The following is a 24,405-nucleotide window of genomic DNA, read 5'->3' as shown; positions in this document are numbered from 1 at the left end:
GCCATCTTTCCTGTTTATTTATTCCAGACCGAAGTCCCGTTTTCTGTTTTCCTTGCCAGTTTCACTTTCCCGCTGACTCTTTTCTTTATAAATCTGCAGTTTTTCATGGATAGAACCACGTGTCGGTCTTTCTTCTTTCTCATCTGATTCAGACACCTCTGTTTCTGCATCTTCCCGTTCATCCATATTGAGCAATGCATTTAATTCTGACAGTCGCTCCAGTTTCTGGTTCAACTCCTCTTCTTTTGGAAATGGCTTTCCAACCTCTTCTTTTGCATTTGCAAGCTGTTCATATACTGTTTCCAGTCTTTGTTGTGCTTCTGAAAGCTTCTCTGGATAACTGTCCAACAGATTGTTGATACGAGTAATATTTCCAAGTGCATCTGCTCCAAGATGAACTTTCGAGACAGCCTCATGTTTGACAGATAGAATAAATTCTTTACTCCATCCATCAAACTGAATCCTCATATTGAATCCCTGATAGTTTCCGATATCCATCGCAGCATCTACAGCTTTAATATCTTTACATACCGCCAGAAGTGCTGCTCCTGCCTCTTTCTTTTCTGTGAACTCTTTGCCGCCAATCTCCATAGTAAACTGCTCTGGATCTGTGATTTTATGCTCTGAGTAATGAGCGATGTCTGCCTTGTAGCTGTCAATGATTTCTGTCAGTTTTGCAATCTGTTGCGGAAAATTCCTTACAATATCATCTTCCAAACGATACTGGTTATTCATGTGATTGGCTTTTAAAAGTTTCAGCTTTGCCACATACACGTCCAGTGCCATCTTCTCCTTTACTGCCGGATTTCCAGTTGCCAGTGCTTTAACCTCTGCATAGGAAAGTTTCAGCATATTATCAACTGAGGCATCTACCCCTCCGCTTCTGACAACTTCTGCACGTTCCCCCAGACTTTCTACGATTTCTTTCTGCTGTTCCGTTGGTTTCAGCACCACTGTTTCATATTCTGCTTCCGGCACAGGAAGTTTTAACTGATCGGAAGTCTTGATATCTGCAATCTCCTTAAACATATTCATCAGTTCCGGAATATTATAAAATCTTGCAAATCTTGATTTTGCACGGTAGCCTGTTCCTTCCGGTGCAAGCTCAATGCTCGTGACTACCTCGCCAAAGGTGGAGGCCCAGGAATCAAACAGTCCAAGTCCCATATTTTGTAATTTGCTGTTCTGCAGATACCGCTGCATAACATATAATTCCGTCATACTATTGCTGATTGGTGTACCCGTAGCAAAGGTAATGCCTTTTCCTCCGGTAATCTCATCCAGATACTGACATTTATTGAACATATCTGCGGATTTCTGTGCTTCGTTCTGTGCAATCCCGGCTACGTTTCTCATTTTTGTATAAAGAAACGCATTTTTATAGCTGTGTGCTTCATCTACATACAAGTGATCCACTCCCAGTTCTTCAAAAGTAACTACCTGATCTTTTTTCTCTTTCTGATTCAGTTTCTCCAGCCTTGTCTGCAGTGTTTTTCTTGTCTTTTCAATCTGTTTGACGGTATAACGTCCACCATCCTGTTCATATCTTGCACTCTGGATTGCCATTTCCAGATCATCAATCTGCCTCTGAAGCATGGCTTCTTGTTTCTCATCAGAGATTGGAATACGCTCAAACTGAGAATGACCGATAATAATGGCATCATAGTTTCCCATAGCGATCCTGGCACAGAACTTTTTCCGGTTTGCCGGTTCAAAATCTTTTTTGGTTGCTACCAGAATGTTCGCCCCTGGATATAGCTGTAGGAACTCAGCTCCCCACTGCTCTGTCAGATGGTTCGGAACTACAAAAAGATTTTTCTGAGATAATCCCAGACGTTTGCTCTCCATTGCCGCCGCTACCATTTCGTAGGTCTTCCCAGCACCTACCACATGAGCAAGAAGCACATTATCACCATATAGCTGATGTGCGACTGCATTTTTCTGATGCGGTCGAAGTTCTATTTCCGGATTCATCCCTGGGAAAGTCAGATGACTTCCATCGTATTCACGGGGACGGATACTATTAAAACGTTCATTGTACACGCTTACCAGTCTTTCTCTCCTCTGCTGATCCTTAAAAATCCAATCTTGGAATGCAGCCTTTAAGGCATCCTGCTTTTGTGATGCCAACATAGTTTCTTTTTTATTCAAAACTCGCACTTCATCCCCATTTTCATTTACAACTTTATCATAGATTCTAACATCTTTTAGATTCAAGGTATCTTCCAGAATCCGGTAGGCATTTGCTCTCTCCGTTCCATACGTTGCATAGGCAAACGCATTTCTTGGACTGTCGGCGTTCTTTCCTGTAATCCTCCACTCACCATTTACCTCAGAGAATTTTACCTGTATTTCCTTCTGTGCAAGATACCTCGGTGTATGAAGCAGTTCCACCATAAAATCCTGATAATCCGAAGGTTCAATCCAGGTGGCTCCAATACGCACTTCAATCTCCGATGCTTCCAGATCTCTTGGCTGAACTGCCTCCAATGCACGCACATTCGGTGTGAATTCTGGATGATTCTCTGCAAAAGTTCTTGCAATATTTAATTTATCCCTAACATTTCCGGAGAGATATTCATCTCCGCTTTCCCACTGGTCTGTCAGTGGATTTTTGAAGATAACTCCAACCAGCTCTTCTGTGATTTTCTCTTCGGTCTTTCCGGTCAACTGTGCCATATATGGAAGATCTACTTTAGCCTTTTCATTTAGGGACAGAGCAAGTGCTTCTGTGGCTGTCTCCACACTTGTCACAGCGACCGCCTTTTTAATGGTTCGTTTGGTGAACATGTCCGCTTTCCGCTTCAATGTTCCATCTTCATTCAAGTCTTCCAGGGAACACAGCAGACAATAAGAAGAGTCATCAGAAAATGCACGTTTGTTAGCATTACTTCCAATAACTCCATACTTTGCTGTGTAGGTATCATACACCTGATTCAGTTTTTTCTGCTGTTTCTGGATTTCTTCGTCTGTGACAAATTCTTCCATCTGCATGGCGATCAGTTCACGAACGGTATCACGGATTGCAACCATGCCTTTTACACGTTCTGCAGTGGCTGCAGGCATTTTCACCTGATTCATCAAAGAATTGACACGGTAATATACCTGATCATCTACCACCGTATAGCTGTAATTTCGGACATTCGGATCTGCCGGAATACTCTCTGGCATCTCATCCAGTTCTGCCTCTATATCTACTGCCGCTACCATGCTTCCCTTGATGTGTTTTACAGCTTCTTGTAACTGTAATTCCAGAACAGCTCCTTCCATTGGAGCACAGGTTGTTTCCATACCATACGGACCGGACACTTCTTTCATCTCACCAAGAATCATTCCCGGATGCTGAACAAAATACTTGTTAATGGTAATCCCTTTTGCATCACTCTCCAAATTCACCCAGTCTGGCATCTCTTTTGTGAAACTCTCACGCTTCTGGAAAAACAAAATATCAGCACTGACTTCTGTTCCTGCATTTGCCTTAAAAGCTGTGTTCGGCAGTCGGATTGCCCCCAGCAAGTCTGCACGCTCTGCCAAATATTTCCGGACTTCCGGTGATGCCTTATCCATAGTTCCCTTTGTTGTGATCAACGCAGCTACACCACCTGGACGTAACTGATCTATAGTCTTGGCAAGAAAGTAATCATGAATCATAAAATTGTAGCGGTCATACTGACGGTCATTGACCTTATATGCACCGAATGGCACATTTCCGATTGCCACGTCAAAGAAATCATTGGGATAATCCGTCTTCTCAAAGCCTTTGATCTGGATATTGGCATCTGGATAGAGAAGTTTAGCAATTCTACCACTGATGCTGTCCAGTTCCACTCCATAGAGTTTGGACTGGTTTAGATTCTCCGGAAGCTTTCCAAAGAAGTTCCCGACTCCCATAGATGGCTCCAGGATATTTCCCTTTGTAAATCCCAGATTCTCCAACACCTGATACATACTTTCAATCACAATCGGCTGTGTATAATGAGCATTTAATGTGGAAGCTCTGGCTGCAGCATATTCTTCCGGTGTAAGGACGGTCTTTAATTCCAGATATTCTGTCTCCCATGCAGATTTTGTCTCATCAAATGCATCTGCAAGACCTCCCCAGCCGACGTACCTGGATAAGATTTCCTGTTCCTCTGGTGTCGCATTGCGGTTCTCATCCTCACATTTTTTTAACAGCTGAATAGCCATAATATTGGCTCGGAATTTCTCCTTCGGTGTTCCCTGTCCAAGTTCATCATCTGTGATATGGAAGTTCGTTGCTGGAATCAGTTCTGCTATTCCGTTAATCTCTTCCAATGATTCTTTTTCTTCCGATACCTCAACTTCTCCCGACAGTTCTTTTTCTTTTTTATCATAATCTGTCCACACACGTTTAGAAATAGCAGTAAAATAGGAAGACTCTTCCTCCATGATTTCTTCCTTGATTTCCCGTAATTTATCTAAGGTATCCGCATTTACTGTTTTGTTGTGATAATGATAATAAAGTACTTCTTGTCCAAGTTTTACATCCAGACGTTCCAATTCTTGTGTTGACATTCGCTCCCAAATATCATCTTTTTCCGTATGAATCGTGAAACCTTCTCCATCATCATGATATTCTAATGTGTATTGAAGTCGATTCTCTTCTCCCTTAACTTTGCAAGCAAAATCATAGATTTTTGTTCTGGTACCGGACATATATTCTGAATCAACTAGTCGCAGATCCGTTATATCTTCCGCTGTAAAAGTATCCTGTTCCAGCTGTTCTCCTAACATCTGCTGTGCTTCTTCCAGGTCTGCCAGTCTTTGTGCTTCCTGTCGTTCTTCGTACTTTTCCATTTCTTCCGGTGACAAATAATCATCTGTGCGGATTAACTGGCGAACACGTTCTGCAACCTTGTTCCACTTTAATAAAACTTCTACCTCTGGACTGCCAATTTTCCCTTTTGCAAGTTTTAATCCTTTTGCATCATGGGATGCGTCAGAAGCATCTGCTCCTGGTATTCCGGGTGAAGAACCACCTGTTCCATATTCATTTTTCAGGAACTCAGCTGCATCTTTCATATCATGGTGCTCCATGAAATACTCATAGATTCGGTTACGTCCTCCGGCAGTAATACCGCCTCTTCTTAACACTGCATCAATTTCATCCTGTGTGATAAAGGATAGAGCCGGTCGCTCTACCTTGAATTGCTGATCCACCCAGGAACGCTCCCTCTGGAGATCTTTATAACGCTGGAAATATTCCGGATTATGCTGAATCTCCCAGCGGTGATAATCTCCCGGATTCTCATCCATATATTTCTGCAGCCATTCAAAACGATAGACAATCGCATCTGCTTCCTCTTGATCTGTCCATGCTCCACTCACTACATCCTGCCAGTCTGAATATGATTGTTTCTTTTCCCAGTTTCTGCAAGTATCCCGAAAATGAAGTGCAAGAAGATTGGTCATTTCTTCCTGCTCCTGTTCAATGGCATTATTGGAAATCAAATTATCCACGTAATTTCCATCCTCATACATATCCCGAATTCTGTTCGCTGCTTCTTCCCACGTAACCATGCGGTCAAAGTTTCTTCTGGCAGAGTCCCCTCGCCGGATACGGATGCCATCATTGTCATACCAGATACTGATTTTCTGACCATCTATGGTAAATCCTTTGCCACCAGTTCCATATTCATCTTTCAGAAAACTCCGCATTTCTTCATTATCCAGACCTTCAATCAGTCTTGCTGTAATATGAAACAGTGTATTTTTCTGTCCGCTTCCCGTGCGGAGAATATCATTTACCACTTCATCGGAAATAAGAAAAGCGGCTGGCTGTTCCAATGCAGCTGCCGCTTTCCTTATTTCTCCTAACTGTTCCTCTTCTGTTGGGAACAGGCTTAACTGTAAATAATCTCCTGAATTACCAGCTCCTCTGCCTGTGCCTTGATCTGGTTCATGTGTCTGGTCCACGCCATTGTGTCTGCCATCTTGTCCGGTGCCGGATCTTTCTCCAGAAGTTCGATCATCAGGTTGTCTACTCTCTGCCTTGCCTGGCTGTCGATCTCCATCAGATGACTGTCCAGACGGTTCTGCAGTGTCAGAATGTTGAACCTGGCTACCTTGTGGTTTCTCAGATACTCTTTCCTCATCATTCCGTACTTCCCGATGGTTCCTCTCGTCTCTTCTAGGCTGATATCTGGAATCTGATACTCTCCGTTCTGGCTGTAACTGATCTCTCTCATAGTCTGCTTCCTCCTTTTTTTCTTCTCTATCTTCTGTGTTATCTGTGCTACTTTCACGAATTAACGCGTTAAATTCATTATAGACTACTTCTTTTTCTTTTGCAACCGTTTTCAGGTCATTTTCCAGATCATTCAGAACATATCGTCCAATCTGCATCAGGACTGGTCTGCTGATCTCGTTGACTGCACTTCCCAGATGTCCTAATACTTTCAGCTGATTGAAGTCCGTTATATGCCGAAAATCCTCTGCATCCAGATATTCCTGTGCATCCAGTCCACACCGGTTTAGTAATACATACCAGACACTATTGGTCATCAGTTCCCGAAATTCGACTTCCTGATTCTGTTCGTCCAGTTCTTCCAGAAATGTCCCTGTTACGTCCAGTCTCAGTTCTTCCAATGCATCTGGAAGCCATTCTTGCATACTCTCCTTCGCTGCCTGATGCAGACTTTCAGCAAGTCCTCCTTCTGTATCTTCCAGTGATAACTGCTCCTGCAGATAATCTGCCACCAGCTGTTCTCCTTCCACCGGAAGATTCCATAACTGAGGATCCTTTCCAAGATTCCGCACTTTATAAGTGTCCTGCACATCAAATACATACCGAAGTTTCGTTTTCGGTCCGGAAGTATTGTCAATCAAGGCAATCCCTTTGGATCCCTTTTTGATCCAGCGGTACATCTTCTGATTCCAGATTTCCATGGATGCTACGGCAGTTGCTTCCGGTCGCTGTGCATAAATTAAAAGCTGTTCTGGAAAAGTGTATTTGTACAGTCTGGATGCAGTGTTTAGGAACCGCATCCATTCCTGCGGACTGGCAGCTACATCTTTTGCCACCTCTTCCGTCAGCTGTTCCATTGCATATAATTTATTTGCCATGCGCTACTCCTTTTCATAAAATCAGGGACTGCTTAGCACAGTCCCCTTAAAATCATCGTTGTTACTCTTTATAATGCTGTGGCAAGCTCTTTTGACTTATTCTTTGGCACTTTGTCTCCCTCTTTTGCCTTGATTTCTGCCTTAGCTTTCTCCAGTCTTCCATGGATTCCACCTTTTACTTCCGCTTTTTCGGCTGCTTTTTCTTTCTCCAAACGAGCTTCCCTACGCTCAGCATTTTCCATAACTGCCGTTTTCCCATCACAAAACTGAACTTTATCGGAAAGCTGCTCCTGTCTCTCCACCTTTGTCTCATTGACTTCCTGTACCATCGCATTTAATTCCGGAACCTGAAAAATGCCGTTATCAGGAAGAATCAGCACTTCATGAATGGAAGATGGGATGACAAAGTAATCACTTCCCAGGCATTCCCCAATCTGTTTACGAATATCTTCCTGCAGTAACAGGGAAGCTCCATTCATCTTAGCTTTGTTTGTCAGACAGAACATTGGGTTTTCCATGGCTTCCATATCCATTTTTTCATTCAGCAGGTTTTCTGGTTCTTCACCAAAAATCATAGATTTGATAATCTCATTCATATCCATAAGTGTGACACCACGTTTTCGGTCTGCCACCATCGCATCCGCTTGAATCTGTTCGGCAGATACTCCCCACTCGTTCATCAGAGAAACAGTTACCGGAATACTGCTGATCCCTTCTCCATTTTCCTCCAGATTTACTGCATAATAAGCTGCAAAATCTCCGTGTTCTGTGACTACTTTATCTGCAAGAAGATCGGTATTCCATTCCTTATCACAAATTCTCACCTGTAATTTGTCCTTCATCTTTTCATAATCAAGAATATCCGGAACTCCCATATCAAAAAATTCTGCTTTTCCCTGTGCCTCAATACGCATATCAGCCACATCGCCAACACAAGAGTCTACATCTTTTCCATGAATATATTCCTGGTAGAGGGAATCCAGATAGACTGTCGGTACGATTCTCTGATCTCCGTTTGGAATCGTAATACCTGTCAACTTCAACCCGTTGTTTTTTTCTACTTCCTGCAGTTTAATTTCTGCGTCCTTATAAGACTCTGGCAGATACTCCTTTACATTGTCTTTGACATATTCATAAAATTCTTTTCTGTTCATCATACGCTTTTACCCCTTTCTGATCATGTGATGGTTCATTCTTTTTCTGCTGACCATCTGCTCGGCTTTCTTCTGATAAGCCATCATTCTCTTTAAAGTTTTCTCCTGGTTTTTTCGTGCTTCCTGTCTTTTTTCCATTGCTTTCATCATAGTTTTTTATTCCTTTCTGTGATTTTTTTGTATGAAAAAGGGAGCCTCAAATAGAAGCTCCCAATCATAACCGTTGGTTTCCTTATTTGCTTTTCTTTTTTCTGCAGATATAAAGTCCTGCCATACCTCCTGTGGAGATTACCAGAAGCAGAATCGGCAGCCAAATATTCGTGCTGTCACCTGTTTTTGGTGCATTTGATACCTTTGTCTCTTCATGGGACTGTGGTGTATCCGGTGTGTTCGGTGTTTCTGGAACTTCCGGTTTCTCATTTGTCAGATTAAAGGTAACTTCTACAACTGGTGTACTGTCATCTGCATAGGCAAATGTCACTTCATGCCTGGTCTGATCCAGTGTGTATCCGTCCAGTGTCTTTGTTTCCACCAGATAATACTTGATAGCGGTATCATATTTGCCGTTCTTAAATGTGGCACTCTCATACAGCTTACTCTCTGCATGACCGGCAGCATCTGTCTTTAAGGTTTCCAGAACTTTTCCTTTGCTGTCACGGAGTTCAAATTCTACCCCTTTCAGTGGTTCTCCTGACGATTTATCTGTCTTATTGAGAATCACTTTTCCCTTGGCAGTATCATCTTTCATAGCCACTTTCTGGATTTCTCCGGTATCTTTCACCTCAAATGTCACATCAGATGTCAGAAGATATCCTTTCGGTGCCAGCTCTTCACGTAAGGTATATTTACCGATTGGCAGTTTTTCGATATAGTGTGCTTCCTCTGTGGAAGTCCAGCTCTCTACTACCTGATCGTCTTTGTCAAGAACCGTCAGTTTTGCACCTGGAATCTCAGTTTCTCCTGTGATATCCGTCTTACTGATCTGCACTTTTGTCACATCATCTTTCATCTCATGCTTCTGAACCTCTGCTGTATTCTCTACTGTGAAAGTAATACTTTCTGCAGTGACATATCCATCTGCCGGTTTTGTCTCTGTCATGGTGTATTCCTTACCAACAACCAGTTCTTTGATCACATGGGATTCCTCCGTAGAAGTCCATTCATCTACTGTATTGCCATCTGAATCCGTCACTTTCAGGTGTGCACCTGGAAGTTCTTTACCTGTTGTCAGGTCTGTTTTGGACAACTCCACTGTGGTTGGCTGATTTTCAAAAGTAAAGTCGTAGCTTACTTCTGCCTGGTCTTCTCCGGCATATTCAAAGGTAAACTCCTGTACTTCATCTGTTGTAACAAATCCGTCCGGTGCAAAGATCTCTTTCACATAGTATTTTCCGTCTATCGGAAGATCTGCCGTAAAAGTAATCTGTCCTTTTTCATCCGTTACTCGCTGCTCGATCAGACTTTCCTTCTCAAGGAGTACCTCACCCTTTGCATTTTTGATATCTTCACTGGTATAAAGACCGAAGACACCACCTGCAAGAACACGTTCTGTATCTTTTTCTTTCTTCAGAACCGTAACCTTTACTTTCTGACGGGCATTCTGCCATTTCTCATCATAAGTGATAACTGGTGTATCCTGATCACGATAGGAAAGGTCAACATATCTCGGCTCTTTGTCCAGCACATAACCATGGGCTGTTTTTACTTCCTTCACATAGTACTTGCCAGCCGGGAGATCTCCCATCTGTGCAATACCATTAGAATCTGTGGTAATGGTTCCCACTTTTTCATCTGCTTTAAAATAATCTTCGCTGACACCATCTGCCGCTTTGATATCTTCCGCAGCAAATACATCGAAAGTTACATCTGTAAGACTTCCAGTTACATATTCAAAGAGATGCTCCACAGTACCTTTTACATTGTCCAGAAATGTCACTTTATCCAAAAACTCTCCATTTTTGTTGATGATCAGAAGTCCTGTCGGTACTTCATCTTTCATCTCTACTTTCTGAATCTCTTCGGTATCTTCCAGCGTGAACTTCACATCCATTGCTTTCAGATAACCATAAGGTGCCATTTCCTCACGAAGAGTGTATTCCTCACCAACTGTCAGTCGTTTGATCACATGTGGCTGATCTTTTACAGAAGTCCACTGATCCACAACATTTCCTTCTTTATCAAGAACGGTGAGTTTTGCCCCATCCAGTTCCACACCTGTTGTTACATCAGATTTCGTAATTTCTACTGTTGTTGGCTGGTTCTTTTTCACTGTTTTCAGTTTTACTGTCTTCACATCCTGTCCCTGGTAAGAAGCATCCAGATTCAGAACTTCATCAGAGGACACAAATCCAGCCGGTGCTTTTAACTCTTTCACATAATACTGTCCAAGTGGCAGATCCAGCGTACATACTGCAAGACCATTATTATCAGAGGTCATTTCCTGTAAGAGTGTGTCTACTTTCACGATTACTTTTCCATCTGCCTTGATATCCGCTTTGTTATAGATACCAAAGACAGCTCCTGCTACGGTTGCACCATTTTCTGCATCCTGTTTTTCTACCTGAATCGCAACTTTCTGTCGGTCATCGCCAACAGTCACTTCTTGTTCAATCACCGGTGTATCCTGATTGGCATAGACAAATGCGACTTCTGATCTGTCATGGTTCAGGACAAATCCTTCCGGTGCAGTCTCTTCTACCACATAGTAAGAACCAAGCGGCAGGTTATCAGCAACTGCTTTTCCGTCTTCCCCAGTCGTTACCGTTGTTACCAGTGCATCTTTTGCATAGATCAGCTGTCTGTTTCTGTTTTCATCTTTCTGGTAATCCGGTGTATAAATATTTTCAGCTGCATAGACATTAAATTCTGCACCCTTCAGGTATCTTTCTTCATAAACAAAATCCTTCTTGAATCCGGTCAGCATCTCACCTTTTTTATAGATCGTCAGCTTTCCTTTTACCGGATGGTTCTCGTAATCTACCGTAATAATGGCATCTCCGCTTTCAGAATCCATCTGGTATGCTGTGTTTGCATCCACTGCAATCTCTACATAATTCTTGTTGATTGTGTACCCTTCCGGTGCGTTGACTTCCTCAATCCGGTAATGTCCGATCTTCAGATTCTTCGGCATGATCAGATACCCCTGACTGTCCGTAAAATAGGACTTATGGGTTGTTGTCACTGGGTAAGTTGTTACCTGTTCCACATACTTTTTATTATCCAGGTCATATACCTTAAATTCTGTTCCTGCAATCAGGACGGATTTCTTTGTTTCATCGTCTTTTTTCACGATTTTCAGTTTTGCCTTAAACTCTTCATCCAGAAGCACTCGCCAGATCTGTGGCTCATTTGGATGATGCTCTGTGATATTCACTTCAAAATCATCAACTGGCTTGTAATTGTGCGGTGTTGTTGTCTCACGCACGATATAGCTTCCAAATGATAATGGAATACTGCAGGCATAACCTTTTTCATCTGTGAAAATCTCAGTTGCTCCATTTTCTCCACTCACTACAGGTTTTGCAGAATCAAAGTCGTAGCTTCCATCTGCTTTCTTTGTAAGGGAAGATTTCAGATAAACTGTGAATCCCGCTCCGGATAACAGATCTGCATCGGTCTTTCCATTGTTGGCTGCTTTGATGATCTGAAATGGCTGCTTAATGACCTGCTCACTGGAAGTGCACTCTCTTTTTACTTCTGCTGTCATATCTCCTTCATAACTGCATGTAAGATCATGCTCTTCTGCATCTGCTAGGTATCCGGTCGGCGGAGTAATCTCTTTGACATAATATTTGCCAAGATATAAGCCATTTACAGAAGCCTGTCCTTTGTCATCTGTTGTAAGAGAAGCTACCTGCTCTCCTGCTTTATAAATAGTTCCCGTTGCTCCATCCGGGTACACGATATCTTCACGGGCATACAGTCCATAAACTGCACCTTTCAGTGTGGCATCTCCCTGTGGTACTGCTTTTCCTGTTTCTTTATCAACTTTGAATAAATTGATCTTTGCTGTCACACGGTCATTGCTAAAGGTATGGGCAAATGATACGGTTGCTTCTTTATCATTGGTGTAAGAAAACTTGAACGTATACACATCTTCTGTATTTCTTACATAGCCTTCCGGCGCCTGATCTTCCTTTACAGAATAGGAATATCCAATCGGAAGATCTGCTGTGAATTTTGCAGTTCCATCTGCTCCAGTAGTTGCTTTCTCAATCAGTGTTCCTTTTTTCACAACAACGGTTCCGTCTGCATTTCTAATATCATCGGATGCATACAGAGCAAAAATACCGCCTTTCAGTGGTTTCTTGGTGTCTTTATCCTGTTTTACTACAGAAACATCTGCTTTCTGTCTCTCGTTGTTAAAAGTCACATCTGCAAATACAACTTCTTTGTTCTGACCAGCATAAGTTAGAGTCACTGACTTTTCTTCGCTGCCGTTATAGAAAGAGTCCGGTGCTTTTGTTTCTTTTACCACGTAGGTTCCAAGATGCAGGTTTTTCAGTGTGACAGAACCATTCTCACCTGTTGTCAGGTTTTCTTTTACAAGGTCACCTTTGCTGTACACTTTTGTACCATAAGCAGTTACGATATCTGCCCCGGCATACACGTTATACACTGCATTTTTCTGTCTGCGGTTTTCATACTGAAATACCGTTCCATTTTCACTGACCTCTGCTCCGGTCAGAACCTGTCCTTCTTTGTAAATGGTAAGCTCTGCCAGCTGTTCCTTATTTTCCACGGTTACAGCTGAGGTCTTACTTGCTACCAGTTTTACATTTGTTGCCGTTGCATTTACTACATATCCCTGTGGTGCTGTGATCTCTTTCAGATAAACAGTATCCTGTGTCTTGATGATCGTAACAGAAGATTTTCCATTCTTATCTGTTGCCGGCATCTGAGTGATCAGCTTTGTACAAGCCTCATCGCTGTATACACCGAATACTGCACCTGCAAGATTGACATCCGCTGTATCGTCTTTCTTTACGATTTCGATCGTAGCCTGTTCAATCCAGGACACCTTTAAGCTTACATATTTTTCATCAGCAACACCTTCTCCAAATACAAATGCCAGATCCTGAACACTTGCATTCGTAGTCAATTTATATGCTGAATAATCTTTTGTAATACTTCCCTTCATTTTTGCAGAAAAAGTAGCACTTACATCTCTTGTCTGTGTCAGAGGAGCTGAGAGATAAAACGTGGTTCCTCCTCCAATTGTTACGCTTGCACCTGCCGCACTTACATTTCCAGTAGATACATTATGGAGCTTTACTCCTTTTGGTAAGTCCATTGTGATTTTCTGCTGGGAAGATGCGTTGAACTGAATGTTCTCCGTTCTCTGAACATTTCCATCTACATAAGCCTTTACATCCGGCTTTGAAAATGACATCGCTACATCTGGTATTTCCGGCTTATTCACACAATAATTATAGAGTTCTTTTGCCAAAGCCTCTCCTGTAGCATTGGTTCCGTAAAATGCATCACTACTTCCGTTGGCATATGATGCAGCCATATGAATAATGATGAATCTTTTTCCTTCTGAAAAATCCGTGTGTTTATTAGCGAAAAAACTCTCGCTTCCTGCGGCATCTGTACCGTAATAACACACTTTTGCTAACGCCTGATTGTCTCCAATCTTTGTAATTGTATAATTTCCAGATCCAGGTCCTGGCTTTGCTGGCTGTACACAATACGCAATTGCTCTGACGCTTCCGTAGCTGATATAGTACGGCTCTGTCAGATAGGTTCCAAGATTATAATCTGCATATCTATACAGTGGTCCTTTTTCAATTGTTACCTGCTGTGTACTTCTTGCTGAATAAGCCGAAACTGCTTCAAATGTTGCAATCTCTCCTTCTTCCATAGCCTCAAGATCCACACCTTCGTCTCCTGCCTGTTCCAAAACATCATGAAGCTCTAACCCTGATTCTTCATCATAGGTATCCTGATTCTGTGCCTGCTCTACCAAATCATCAAATTCATCAGCGTCAATATCGGTAATCTCCGATTCTGCTTCTGAATCCTCCGCTTCTTCTGTCTGCTGTTCACTGCCAGCTGTTTCGGATTCAGTCACTGCTTCACTCCCTGCCGCCTCTGTCTGTACTTCTGTTTCTTTCTCACGCACAATCAGTTTTCGGCTGATCTGGTACTTCGGATGCTCCTGATTTACCGGTTCCACATAATAGACCGCTTTGTAAGTGTCCGCATGATCTGTCGTAAAATCCTCATTCTTTTCGTTCTTTGCTTCCTCAAATGTGACTTTGACCTTGTTATCATCCTTGATTTCCAGTCCTGTGTAGTCTGATTTCACATCAAATACACTGCCTGTTTCGATTTCATAATCTTTGGCAGTCACCACCTCATCTTCATCCAGAAGGTCTTTCACTTTCTCATAAAGTGGAGGTTTTTCCTCTGGCCGGATCTCCGCTGCATATGCCGTCATCGGAGACAGCACTGTACTAAGCATTGTCATGCCTGCCAGCAAGCCAGATACTACTTTTCTAAAATTACCTTTTTTCTTCATGCTAAGGTCCTCTCTTTCATAATATTTGTATTAAAACAGACAGTCCTTAGACTGCCTGCAATACACTACTTATCGTTGCGGAAAACTCAGATTGAACTGCACATTTCCCTCGCCGGGATCAACCATTTCCACAGTTGCTTCATACTGTCTCCCTGTTTTTCTTGATACCAGATCCTTATAATGGATTTTTCCTTTAGACAGGAACTTCTTTGCTGTCGTCTTATCCATCTTTTTCCCCTGGCTTGCAAGGAATTTATCATTCTTCCACAAGGTAAAAGCACAATTCCGGTCAGAACAGTAAAAGTTTACTTTTCCTTCCCGGACATCAGCTCCACAACGGGGACATTTGCCAATGACTTCTCCTTTTGCTTTTCCCTGAAACTGATTTTTCTTCTCTTCTGAAATTCCCTGATATCTGGCAACCAGTTCCTGCATCAGCTCTGTAATCCCATTTAGGAATTCATCTGCTGTCTCTGTATTCTGGGCAATGTGATTCAATGCCATTTCCCACTCTGCTGTCATCTTCGGAGATTTAATCTCATCCGGCAGAACCGTAATCAGTACATTGCCATCATCTGTCGGTACCAGATTTTTCTTTTCTCTTTTCACAAAGCCAGACTGAATCAGTTTTTCAATGATTGCTGCCCTTGTTGCCGGAGTACCAAGTCCTTTCTTCTCTGTATCTTCGGTCAGTTCTTCATTTCCTGCACGTTCCATAGCAGAAAGCAGGGTATCTTCTGTGTACTGTTTCGGTGGCTGTGTAAAATGCTCCGATACAAAAGAATCACAAGGACCGTAATGCTTGCCAGCCCAGATATCCAGCTCCGGCTCTTCTTTCTCAATCTTTACGCCAAAGAACTGTTTCAATTTATTTTCGATTGCCTTGAATCCTTCCTGCTTTGTTTTCTTTGCCGTGAGATAAAACGTATGATAATTACAGGTAATCTGGCATTTATGGCTTTCATAAATATAAGGATCTGCGGTTGCTGTCAGTACCCTGGCACTGATCAGATACAAAATCTTGCAGTTTCGTTCTTTCAGTTTACCTATATCTGCCTTTGCTACTTCCATGGTCGGGATAATTGCATGGTGATCAGATACTTTCTTTGAATTTAATACCTTACTCACGTCCGGCTGATATTCCAGCCCTTCGGCATAGGGCATTTTCCCAAGCAACATCTGAATCAGAGTTTCTGTGCTTTCTCCCATCTCATCTGTCAGATACTGGCTGTCTGTTCTCGGATAAGTGACAAGCTTCTGCTCATACATCTCCTGCACGGCATCCAATGTCTGCTGTGCGGTATAGCCAAACATTCTGTTTGCTTCCCTCTGAAGAGTGGTCAGATCATAGAGTTTTGGAGGGCGTACCGTCTTCTCTTTCACATCATCCTTTTCCACTTCGCACATCCGCTCCAGGCAGTCCGCAGCCACTTTATCTGCATCCTCTTTTTTCTGAAAATGCTCTGTAACCGCATCCATATCATCAAACTTGATATGAGCCATATAATATTTTTCTTTGGTAAATTCCTTGATCTTCTGATTTCGATCCACGATCATGGCAAGTGTTGGTGTCTGCACTCTTCCGACTTTCAGATTCTGGTTATACAGAACGGAAAAAAGACGGCTCGCATTGATTCCCACCAGCCAGTCTGCCTTTGCCCTGCAAAGTGCTGACTGATAGAGACTGTCATAACACGAACCGTCTTTTAATGACGCAAATCCATCTTTAATTGCCTGTTCTTCCATGGAAGAAATCCAGAGCCGCTTCATCGGCTTTTTGCATCCTGCCTGCTCATACACCAGGCGAAAGATTAACTCTCCTTCACGTCCTGCATCAGTAGCACAGATCACCTCATCTACTTTGGAATCTCTCATCAGTTTCTTTAAGATTCCGAACTGCTTCTTTGTGCCCTCCAAAATCTTGTGTTTCCAACATTCCGGCACAATCGGCAGATCCTCATATCTCCATTTTTTATATTTTTCATCGTATTCCGATGCATCGCATAATCCCACCAGATGTCCTACGCACCAGGAAACGATATAACCGTTTCCCTCCACGTAGCCATCTTTTCTTGTTCTGGCTCCAAGCACGGAAGCCAGTGCCATCGCAACCGATGGCTTTTCTGCAATCACTAATTTCATTTACTCCTACTCCTCTTCTTCATCTTCCAGTACATCATCATTGAAATCTTCATCTCTCAGGATTTCCGGTTCTGCACTTTCTTCCTGCTCATCTGCATCGTCTACTTCCCGTTTTTCTGACTCTGAATCTTCGGATTCATCTTCATCCTCTTCCATCTCATCCTCGTCATCATATTCATGCTTTGGTTTATAGACTTTGAAGTAATATCCTCCTGCCGCAGCTCCGACTGCAACCAGTACGATCAAAAGATACGTTCCAAATGAACTTTTATCTTCCGGCATCTGGATGTCATCCTCTACCTTATCTTTCTCGGATGACTCTGTCGTTTCCGGTTTTTCTTCCTCTGCTTTTTTCTCTGGTTCTGCATAAACAGTATCTACTTCCGGAAGTGTCACTGAATTAGAAAGTGTGAAGTTCATCAGATCTTTCTCACTGACTTCGGTAAGGAAATACACATTATCCTGAGATTTTGAATTATCAATAATCAGATAGAAAATCTTACCACTCTTTGTTGAAATGGTATAAAACTCTTTTGTTCCTTCCGTAGCTGTTTTTGTAACGGATTCTGCCGTCTCGCCTTCTTTATTAAGCTGTTTCTCAATACCTGTTACTGTCCGATCATCCACGGTCCCTTTTGCATCTGTCGGCTCAGAAGCCTGTGCATCCTGCGGAAGCGGAGAAGTCGTTGTTTTCTCAGTTCCCGTTGCATCTGCACTGGTCGTAGTTGCCATTGCACCATTGCTGTCACTGGAAGTTTTCTGTTTCTCTGCCTGCTTCTTTGCCCATTCATAGTAAGGATTCTGCAACACATACTTTTCAGAAGTATTTCCAGCACCGTCTGTTACCGTAATCTCAATCTGTTTTGTAGTAAAATCTTTCTGTGTCAGCTGCACTCTCAGCATTCCATCCTTCAAGTCTGTATAAGTGGTGCCATTGACTGTTACCGCAGTAATCCCGGATACTGTATCATTCCCCTGAATCGTCAGCACACCATCTGTCAGGGACGCAGAGAGTGTCGGCTTTTCCGTGTCATAACACTTAATAGAGCGATTCTGCTCATAGACCTTCCCCTCACCATCTGTCACACGCACATACACTGTCTGATTTCCAGTGATCGTGATACTTCCGCTTCCGGTTACATCCTGCCAGCTTCCATCTTTTCCTGCTTTTGCTTCAATCTTTGCTATTGAGAAACCTTCCGACATATGGCTGGCATCCACCGTAACAGCAATGGTTGTTTCTCCCTGTTTCCAGCCATCCGGTTTCTCAATCGTGATTGCAGGTGCGGTATTCTCAGCTGCATAAGCAGTCTGTGTCTGGAGCAAAGGTGTTGTCAGGCAAAGAAATGTCGTTGCTGCAAGCAAGCTCTTTTTTACCCTGCTTTTAGTAATTGTTCTCTTCTTCTGTTTCATTTTTTCCAGATTCATCATCGGCTTTTGTTTCCTCCTTCTGTATCTCTACCCTGCCGGGCAGTTCATTTTTCATTCTCTTTTTGAAAGCTTCCAATTCCGGAATACTCATATCCATCGCACGGATAATTCTTACAATTTCCAGATTTTCCGCTTCTGTTTTTGCAATCTCCGCAGCCTTGAAACGCTTTAAGTCTGCTTCATATCTGGCTTTGGATGCTTCCATTTTTTCCTTGGCTTTCTCATAGTCAGCCGTTGCTTTTTCAAGACTTTTCATCTCTTCTCCTTTCCGGGCGGCTGTTACACCGCCCTTTTTCTTTACCAGCGTCCGAATCCATAAAAATGGCTTTGCCAATATGGTGAATTGATGGACGTGTACTGCACCGGATGACCGCAATGGATCATCTGACCATTGCCTACATAGATTCCAATATGCGTTACCGGAACTCCTGCATCATAAGTGCCTGTAAAAAAGATCAAATCTCCCGGCTGTGCTTCTGACTGAGATACCGGCGTGCAAATATCATACAGTCCCTGTGCAGTCAATCTTCCTGTATTCCTTACACCAGAGTTTGTCAGACAGTAACTTACAAATCCAGAACAATCAAATCCACTTGGAGAATATCCACCCCACACATACGGTGTTCCCAGATATCTCGCTGCTTCGTTCAACAAACGCTGTGCCGCTTCACTGGTGTATTCATTGCCGCCAAAGCCTGCCCCTTCTCCAGTTTCCAGATAAAAGATAGGGTTTAAGCGCTCTCCATTTTTCAGAAGTTCAATATGAAGATGGCTTCCTGTGGAATTTCCAGTATTTCCTACAAGACCAATTTCATCATCTTTCGTGACGGATGCACCTTCTGATACACTCCGGCTGCTTAAATGTGCATACCGCAGTTCATAGCCTTTACTGTCCTTGATCACAACATAATTGCCATAGCTGTCGTTATAAGCAGAAGTTGTAACCGTTCCGGTCAGCCCTGCCATTACTTTAGTTCCCTCCGGTGCTCCGATATCCATACCATTATGAAGCTGATTTGCTCCTGAAATTGGATGAATCCGGTATCCATAATAGCTGGTCACACTGGTATACCAGTTAAAATCAACCGGTGTTGCAAACATCTGCAAGTTGCCTTTTGTATCGTTGTAGGCACTGAACAGTTCTTTCTGGAAAAATCCCAGCCTTTCCTGACAGATTGACATCAGGTTTCCACTATTTAAGGTGACATTCAGTACATCTACATCTCTGGTCCTGGTCACTTCCACTTCCTGACTTCCATTATCATCCGCCAGATAACATTCCCATGTCTGATGTCCATGTGCAGATGCTGCCGCATGACTGTCATAATAGACATCAAACTGTACACCGTATCTTGCGAAAGCTCCGGTATCTTCTACAATATATTCGACACCATTCATAACTACCTTTGTTCCCATTGGTACAAACGGATTGGAAGCATCTACCGCTAAGGTATGATTGGCAGTTGGATATGCTCCACTGGCAGTCGGTCCTCCGCTCCAAACACCACAACAGATCGGACAGTTACAATATCCACTGGTCACTACTTGTCCCAAAGATTCTCCAACTCTTACAGTTGCTGTCTCTGTCACAGTCTCATTGACTGCTTCTGTTTCTAACCGATACTGCAATGCAAAAAGAGCATCCAGTTCTGGCTTTACCTGTTCAAAGGTAAATTCTTCATACTTTGCTGACAGATAACTGATCAGGATAAACGGATCATGCTCAATAGGTCCGATGTTATATCGGTATTCCTCATGTCCCGGTTCTTCAGATTCCATGTTGTTGATCCGCTCCTGCAGATTAGCTTCCAGCTGTGTATAATACAGTTCCGCTTCCCGGATTGCCTGATCCGATGACAGATAACTGGTTCCGGTGTAAGTGATCACATTTTGTAAAAACACTGCAGAGCATGACGTGACATTCGTTATGATCAGAAACATCAATCCGATCAGAACTGCTACACTGATATACACCTTCCGGTTTTCTTTAAAGAAGTTGGTGACTTTGCCGCCAATCTTCTTGATATAATCAATCGTACCTTTTGTAGCTGTTCCTACTGTCTGTTCACTTCGCTTCGCTTTGGCATAATCCCGTTTGATCTGTTGCTTCTGAATCTGTTTTTTCAGTTTCTTCTGCTCCTGACGGGTTGCCGCCTGTGTCTGTTTCTCTTCCTGTCTTTCAAGTCTGCTTCTTTTTCTGGATGCCCTCTGTTTCCTGCGTCTGGCACTTCTCTGTTCCAGCCGGTAAACACCTTCGCCGCTTTCTTCTAACTTATGGGCACCTTCTACCGCCGCATTATCGTCTTCATTTTTGCTGATCTCACGGTGCAATGCTACGGAAGTTGCACTTCCTGCTTTCTTGACAACAGAAGCTTTTTCTGTTTTCACAGATTCCCCTTCACCAAACTTCAGGCGGGATTTTTTCTTTCCAGGAGCTTCTCCATCATTTGCCTGATAGACCTGTGCCTTCTTGGAATGCTGCTTTGCTTCCTTCTTCTTTTTGGCTTCCTCATAAGAAAACTTTTTGGCTTTTTCCTTTTGTTTCTGATGTCGGAAATTGACTCCATCCGCATCCATCTGGTTCAATTTCTCCATATCTTTATCATTTTTCACAGAAGCACCCGTTTCCTCATAAGCAAACTTCAAACGCTGTTTTTGTTTTGGCTTTTTGCTGCCACCTGTCTGATTTCTCCGGCTGTCTCCTCTGTTTTCTGAAAGATCCGCACGTTTTTCTTTCAGTCTCCCTGACTGGCTGGCTTCGGATTTTTCTGCAAGTCTGGATTCTTTTCCGACTTCAGCACGGATTCTTTTCCGGTTTTGTTGCTTTCTATTTTGTCCAAAATCCTCACTTTGGTTCTCTGTTCGCATCAGTTCCGGTGCATCCCTGGATTTTTGCACAGAGGGACGAATATTTTTCCCACTCCGTTCAGACTGGCGGGGAGACTTATCCACAAGGTGTTCTTCTTTTTCCCCCTGTTTTCTTCCCATCTGCACATCACTGGCACGGTTACTGACACGAACAGAAGATTTATCTGTCAGGTTTTCTTCTACCAGACCATCCTTTGTCATCTTCTGGACTTTCTTATCCCTGACTTTCATTCTCTGTTCTGCCACTACTTACTCCTCCTTCTTCGGATACCCTTTCCCTGCCTGCAATAAGCAGAGAAAAGCGATGCCGAAAACAGCACCGCCACTAAAAGTTAATACATATGAAATTACTCGTAACATTGTTTTCTCCTTTGATTTAACCTGCTTCAGAGGTCTCCTCTAAGCGGGTTGTCATGATTTTATAGAGGGAATTCTTCGGGAATCTGTCTACAAATGGGATAATGACATTTCCATAGAACAGAAGTCCTTCCCCCTCATTACTGTTGGTTACATAGGACAGCTGGGTTGGTGAGATATTCAGCTGCTTTGCCAGAATCTGCCTGTCTCCGGAAGCCTGGTTCAGCATATAAATAAAATCTGAATTTTCAAATATATTCTCTATCTCCCTGGAAGACAATAAATCTTTTATATTCTGGGTGATTCCAGTTGGAATACCACCCCATTTACGAAATCTCTTCCATATCTCCACACTATAAGCTGCGGTCTGCTCTTCCTTCAAAAGAAGATGGAACTCATCCACATAGTATCTGGTGGACTTATGAGCAGAACGGTTCATTGTTACCCTGTTCCAGACCTGATCCTGAATGACAAGCATCCCAATCTTTTTCAACTGTTTACCAAGTTCCTTGATATCAAAGCAGACAATACGGTTATTAATATCCACGTTTGTCTGATGGTTAAACACATTCAGAGAACCTGTAACATAGATTTCCAACGAAGTGGCCAGTCGCTGTGCTTCCGGCTCTTCCTGTTTTCTCAGAAGGTTGTATAAATCCTCCAGGATTGGCATCTTCTCCGGCACTGGATCGGCAAGATATTCCTGATATACTAACCGTACACAGCGGTCAATGATGGTCTTTTCTACCGGCTCCAGTCCATTCTTTCCTCCAACAATCAGCTCACACAAAGACAGAATAAAATCTGCTTTCAGTGACAGTGGATTATCTTCCTCGGAATAGTTCAGGTTCAGATCCATTGGATTGATATACTGGTCAGATACTGGCGAAACCCGAACTACCTGCCCATACAGTGCCTGCACAAGTGCCGAATATTCGGCTTCTGGATCACAGATAATGATATCGTCTTCCGTGATCAAAAAGCAGTTTGTAATTTCCCTCTTTGCTGAGAAAGACTTACCGGAACCTGGTGTACCAAGAATCAGTCCATTTGGGTTCTTCAGACGCTTCCGATCAACCATGATCATGTTATTGGATAATGCATTCAGTCCATAATAAAGAGCTTCCCCTTCCTGAAACAGTTCCTGTGTCGTAAACGGCACGAAGATCGCTGTTGAAGATGTGGTAAGCCCTCTCTGAATTTCAATCCGATTGACTCCCAGCGGAATACAGGACATGAGTGCTGCTTCCTGCTGATAATCCAACTGTTTTAAAGAACAGTTATATTTCTGTGCGATTCCCTGCACCTGGAAAATATTATTCTCCAGCTTCTGCCGCTTCTTTGCGGTATTCATAACCAGAACCGTCACAAGGAACATTCGCTCATTTCTGGACTGCAGATCTTCCAGCAGGTTTTTCGCCTCTTCTCCATAGGTTACAAGGTCCGATGGAAGCACGTCCATATCATAACCGGAACGTACTGCCCGCTTCTGCTCTTCGATCTTCATCTTATCCAAATCTGAAATCTTGCTCTTGATCATCTTGATCGCTGAACTCTGGTCAATAGACTGGATATGGATGTTGACATTAATACTGTCATCTACATCCAGGAAATCTGCAAGCATCCGGTCTGTCAGCTCTGGTGCAAGAATCTGCAGGTAACTTACACTTCCCATCGTTCTTCCCATCAAAAATGTCTGATTCTTGGAAAAGTTAAAGGAAGTCGGTGCAATAAAATCTTTAGTTTTTAATCCAGTTTCCGGCAGCATCTTATACTGGAACTTAAATGGTTCGATCCGATCCTGGTTGAACACATGATACAGAATCTCCAGCCTTTCCAGTCCATTCAAAGAATGTGCCTGTGCTCCCAGAACCTTAAAGTTATTTAAGATATCCGTTTCGATTCTTTCAAGCCTTGGTCTTGCCACCTTCAGGCTTTCTGCTTCGATTCCAAAAGTGATATATTTTGTCTTTACCAGACCATTATTTCCTTTGGAAAGCTGATTTTTCAGCATAGTACGGTACTCTTCACGAATGGCATTGAAGTCATCGTTCTGATCCGGAATATCGATGCTTTTCTCAAATTCTGCCACATCCACCTGCTGATTGATAAAGGACAGCTGCACACTGATGGAAGAATCAAAGTAATTTAAGAAATCACAGTAATTCTCAAATATCGTGGTCTTATCCTCATTTAAAGCAAGCTGATAATTGATGTCATAAAACTGAATTGTCTTGGAGAAAAAGGTCTTTGTCACCTGGCAGATACCATCCTGCAGCATCCGAATATACGGAATACTCTGCTGTGCAGTTGTAGGAATGTTTTTCTGTTTCCTACGGTCCCGTTCCTGTTTCTTCCTACGCTTTTCCTGTTCTCTTTCTTTTCTGCTTTTTTTGTTTTTTCTTTCCTGACGGTTTCTTTTTTCCGCCAGGGACAGACGCTCCTGCTGAGCCTCCTGCTTTGTCTTTTTTGCCATCCGGCACACCCTCCTTTTTTACAAGGGTGGAAATCTCCTGATAAAAATTTTCTGTCTTATATGGTCTTACCGCCGGACAGATAAACTTCTGTCGAATGATATTTGCCACCACTTTTTCAAAGGGAAGCCCGTCTTTTTCATACATCGCCATGAAGAAAAACGGAAGCATGACCGTTACCATCAAAATGGCAGCGATACTGGAACCGATTGGTTTTCTCATGAACAGATAAAACGGAATTCCCACAACTGCGGCAAGTGAAAAGAAAATCAACTGCCGCTTTGTCAGATTTAATGCTACTTTTGTTTTGACCTTGGTAAGGTCTTTTGGTACTGGTACATACGCCATGGTATGCGCTCCTTTCCTG

At 42.8% G+C, this 24,405-nt stretch carries 10 protein-coding genes; all 10 read right to left on the bottom strand.

Annotated features, from left to right (window positions below):
• Positions 1-18: 18 nt before the first annotated feature.
• Positions 19-7,086: a DEAD/DEAH box helicase family protein gene (locus V8Q34_RS02030; protein ID WP_335834713.1), complete on the bottom strand. Its 7,068-nt coding sequence runs from the start codon at positions 7,084-7,086 to the stop codon at positions 19-21.
• Positions 7,087-7,154: 68 nt separating this feature from the next.
• Complete coding sequence (locus V8Q34_RS02025) at positions 7,155-8,243, bottom strand: DUF5688 family protein (protein ID WP_147603094.1); 1,089 nt, start codon at positions 8,241-8,243, stop codon at positions 7,155-7,157.
• A 6-nt stretch (positions 8,244-8,249) separates the two neighbouring features.
• Positions 8,250-8,390: a hypothetical protein gene (locus V8Q34_RS02020; RefSeq protein WP_005344203.1), complete on the bottom strand. Its 141-nt coding sequence runs from the start codon at positions 8,388-8,390 to the stop codon at positions 8,250-8,252.
• An 82-nt stretch (positions 8,391-8,472) separates the two neighbouring features.
• Positions 8,473-14,766, bottom strand: coding sequence for a SpaA isopeptide-forming pilin-related protein (locus V8Q34_RS02015; RefSeq protein WP_335834712.1), 6,294 nt, complete (start codon positions 14,764-14,766; stop codon positions 8,473-8,475).
• Positions 14,767-14,835: 69 nt separating this feature from the next.
• Positions 14,836-16,908, bottom strand: coding sequence for a DNA topoisomerase 3 (locus V8Q34_RS02010; RefSeq protein WP_335834711.1), 2,073 nt, complete (start codon positions 16,906-16,908; stop codon positions 14,836-14,838).
• 6 nt (positions 16,909-16,914) lie between these two features.
• Positions 16,915-18,339, bottom strand: a complete 1,425-nt coding sequence (locus V8Q34_RS02005; RefSeq protein ID WP_331490774.1) for a CD1107 family mobile element protein — start codon at positions 18,337-18,339, stop codon at positions 16,915-16,917.
• Positions 18,293-18,595 (bottom strand): DUF4315 family protein, encoded by a 303-nt coding sequence (locus V8Q34_RS02000; protein ID WP_008688068.1) that lies wholly within the window; start codon positions 18,593-18,595, stop codon positions 18,293-18,295. Before V8Q34_RS02000 ends, V8Q34_RS02005 begins: the two co-directional genes overlap by 47 nt.
• A gap of 41 nt (positions 18,596-18,636) precedes the next feature.
• Positions 18,637-21,438, bottom strand: a complete 2,802-nt coding sequence (locus V8Q34_RS01995) for a CD1108 family mobile element protein (RefSeq protein WP_335834906.1) — start codon at positions 21,436-21,438, stop codon at positions 18,637-18,639.
• 145 nt (positions 21,439-21,583) lie between these two features.
• Complete coding sequence (locus V8Q34_RS01990; RefSeq protein ID WP_442893840.1) at positions 21,584-24,040, bottom strand: VirB4-like conjugal transfer ATPase, CD1110 family; 2,457 nt, start codon at positions 24,038-24,040, stop codon at positions 21,584-21,586.
• Positions 23,922-24,386, bottom strand: a complete 465-nt coding sequence (locus V8Q34_RS01985) for a PrgI family protein (RefSeq protein WP_092073132.1) — start codon at positions 24,384-24,386, stop codon at positions 23,922-23,924. The genes V8Q34_RS01990 and V8Q34_RS01985 overlap by 119 nt, the downstream gene beginning before the upstream one ends.
• Between the last annotated feature and the right edge of the window lie 19 nt (positions 24,387-24,405).

Source organism: Blautia sp. JLR.GB0024, from assembly GCF_037000545.1.
Lineage (GTDB): Bacteria > Bacillota > Clostridia > Lachnospirales > Lachnospiraceae > Blautia > Blautia celeris.
The sequence above is the reverse complement of the archived record's forward strand: the minus strand, read 5'-3'. Positions and strand labels throughout refer to the sequence as shown.

Excerpts from the sequence above, each read along its gene's own strand:
- V8Q34_RS01995 (WP_335834906.1), bottom strand. The coding sequence starts at position 21,438 with ATGAAAGTCAGGGATAAGAAAGTCCAGAAGATGACAAAGGATGGTCTG.
- V8Q34_RS01990 (WP_442893840.1), bottom strand. The coding sequence starts at position 24,040 with ATGGCAAAAAAGACAAAGCAGGAGGCTCAGCAGGAGCGTCTGTCCCTG.
- V8Q34_RS02010 (WP_335834711.1), bottom strand. The coding sequence starts at position 16,908 with ATGAAATTAGTGATTGCAGAAAAGCCATCGGTTGCGATGGCACTGGCT.
- V8Q34_RS02005 (WP_331490774.1), bottom strand. The coding sequence starts at position 18,339 with ATGATGAATCTGGAAAAAATGAAACAGAAGAAGAGAACAATTACTAAA.
- V8Q34_RS02025 (WP_147603094.1), bottom strand. The coding sequence starts at position 8,243 with ATGATGAACAGAAAAGAATTTTATGAATATGTCAAAGACAATGTAAAG.
- V8Q34_RS01985 (WP_092073132.1), bottom strand. The coding sequence starts at position 24,386 with ATGGCGTATGTACCAGTACCAAAAGACCTTACCAAGGTCAAAACAAAA.
- V8Q34_RS02020 (WP_005344203.1), bottom strand. The coding sequence starts at position 8,390 with ATGATGAAAGCAATGGAAAAAAGACAGGAAGCACGAAAAAACCAGGAG.
- V8Q34_RS02030 (WP_335834713.1), bottom strand. The coding sequence starts at position 7,086 with ATGGCAAATAAATTATATGCAATGGAACAGCTGACGGAAGAGGTGGCA.
- V8Q34_RS02015 (WP_335834712.1), bottom strand. The coding sequence starts at position 14,766 with ATGAAGAAAAAAGGTAATTTTAGAAAAGTAGTATCTGGCTTGCTGGCA.
- V8Q34_RS02000 (WP_008688068.1), bottom strand. The coding sequence starts at position 18,595 with ATGAAAAGTCTTGAAAAAGCAACGGCTGACTATGAGAAAGCCAAGGAA.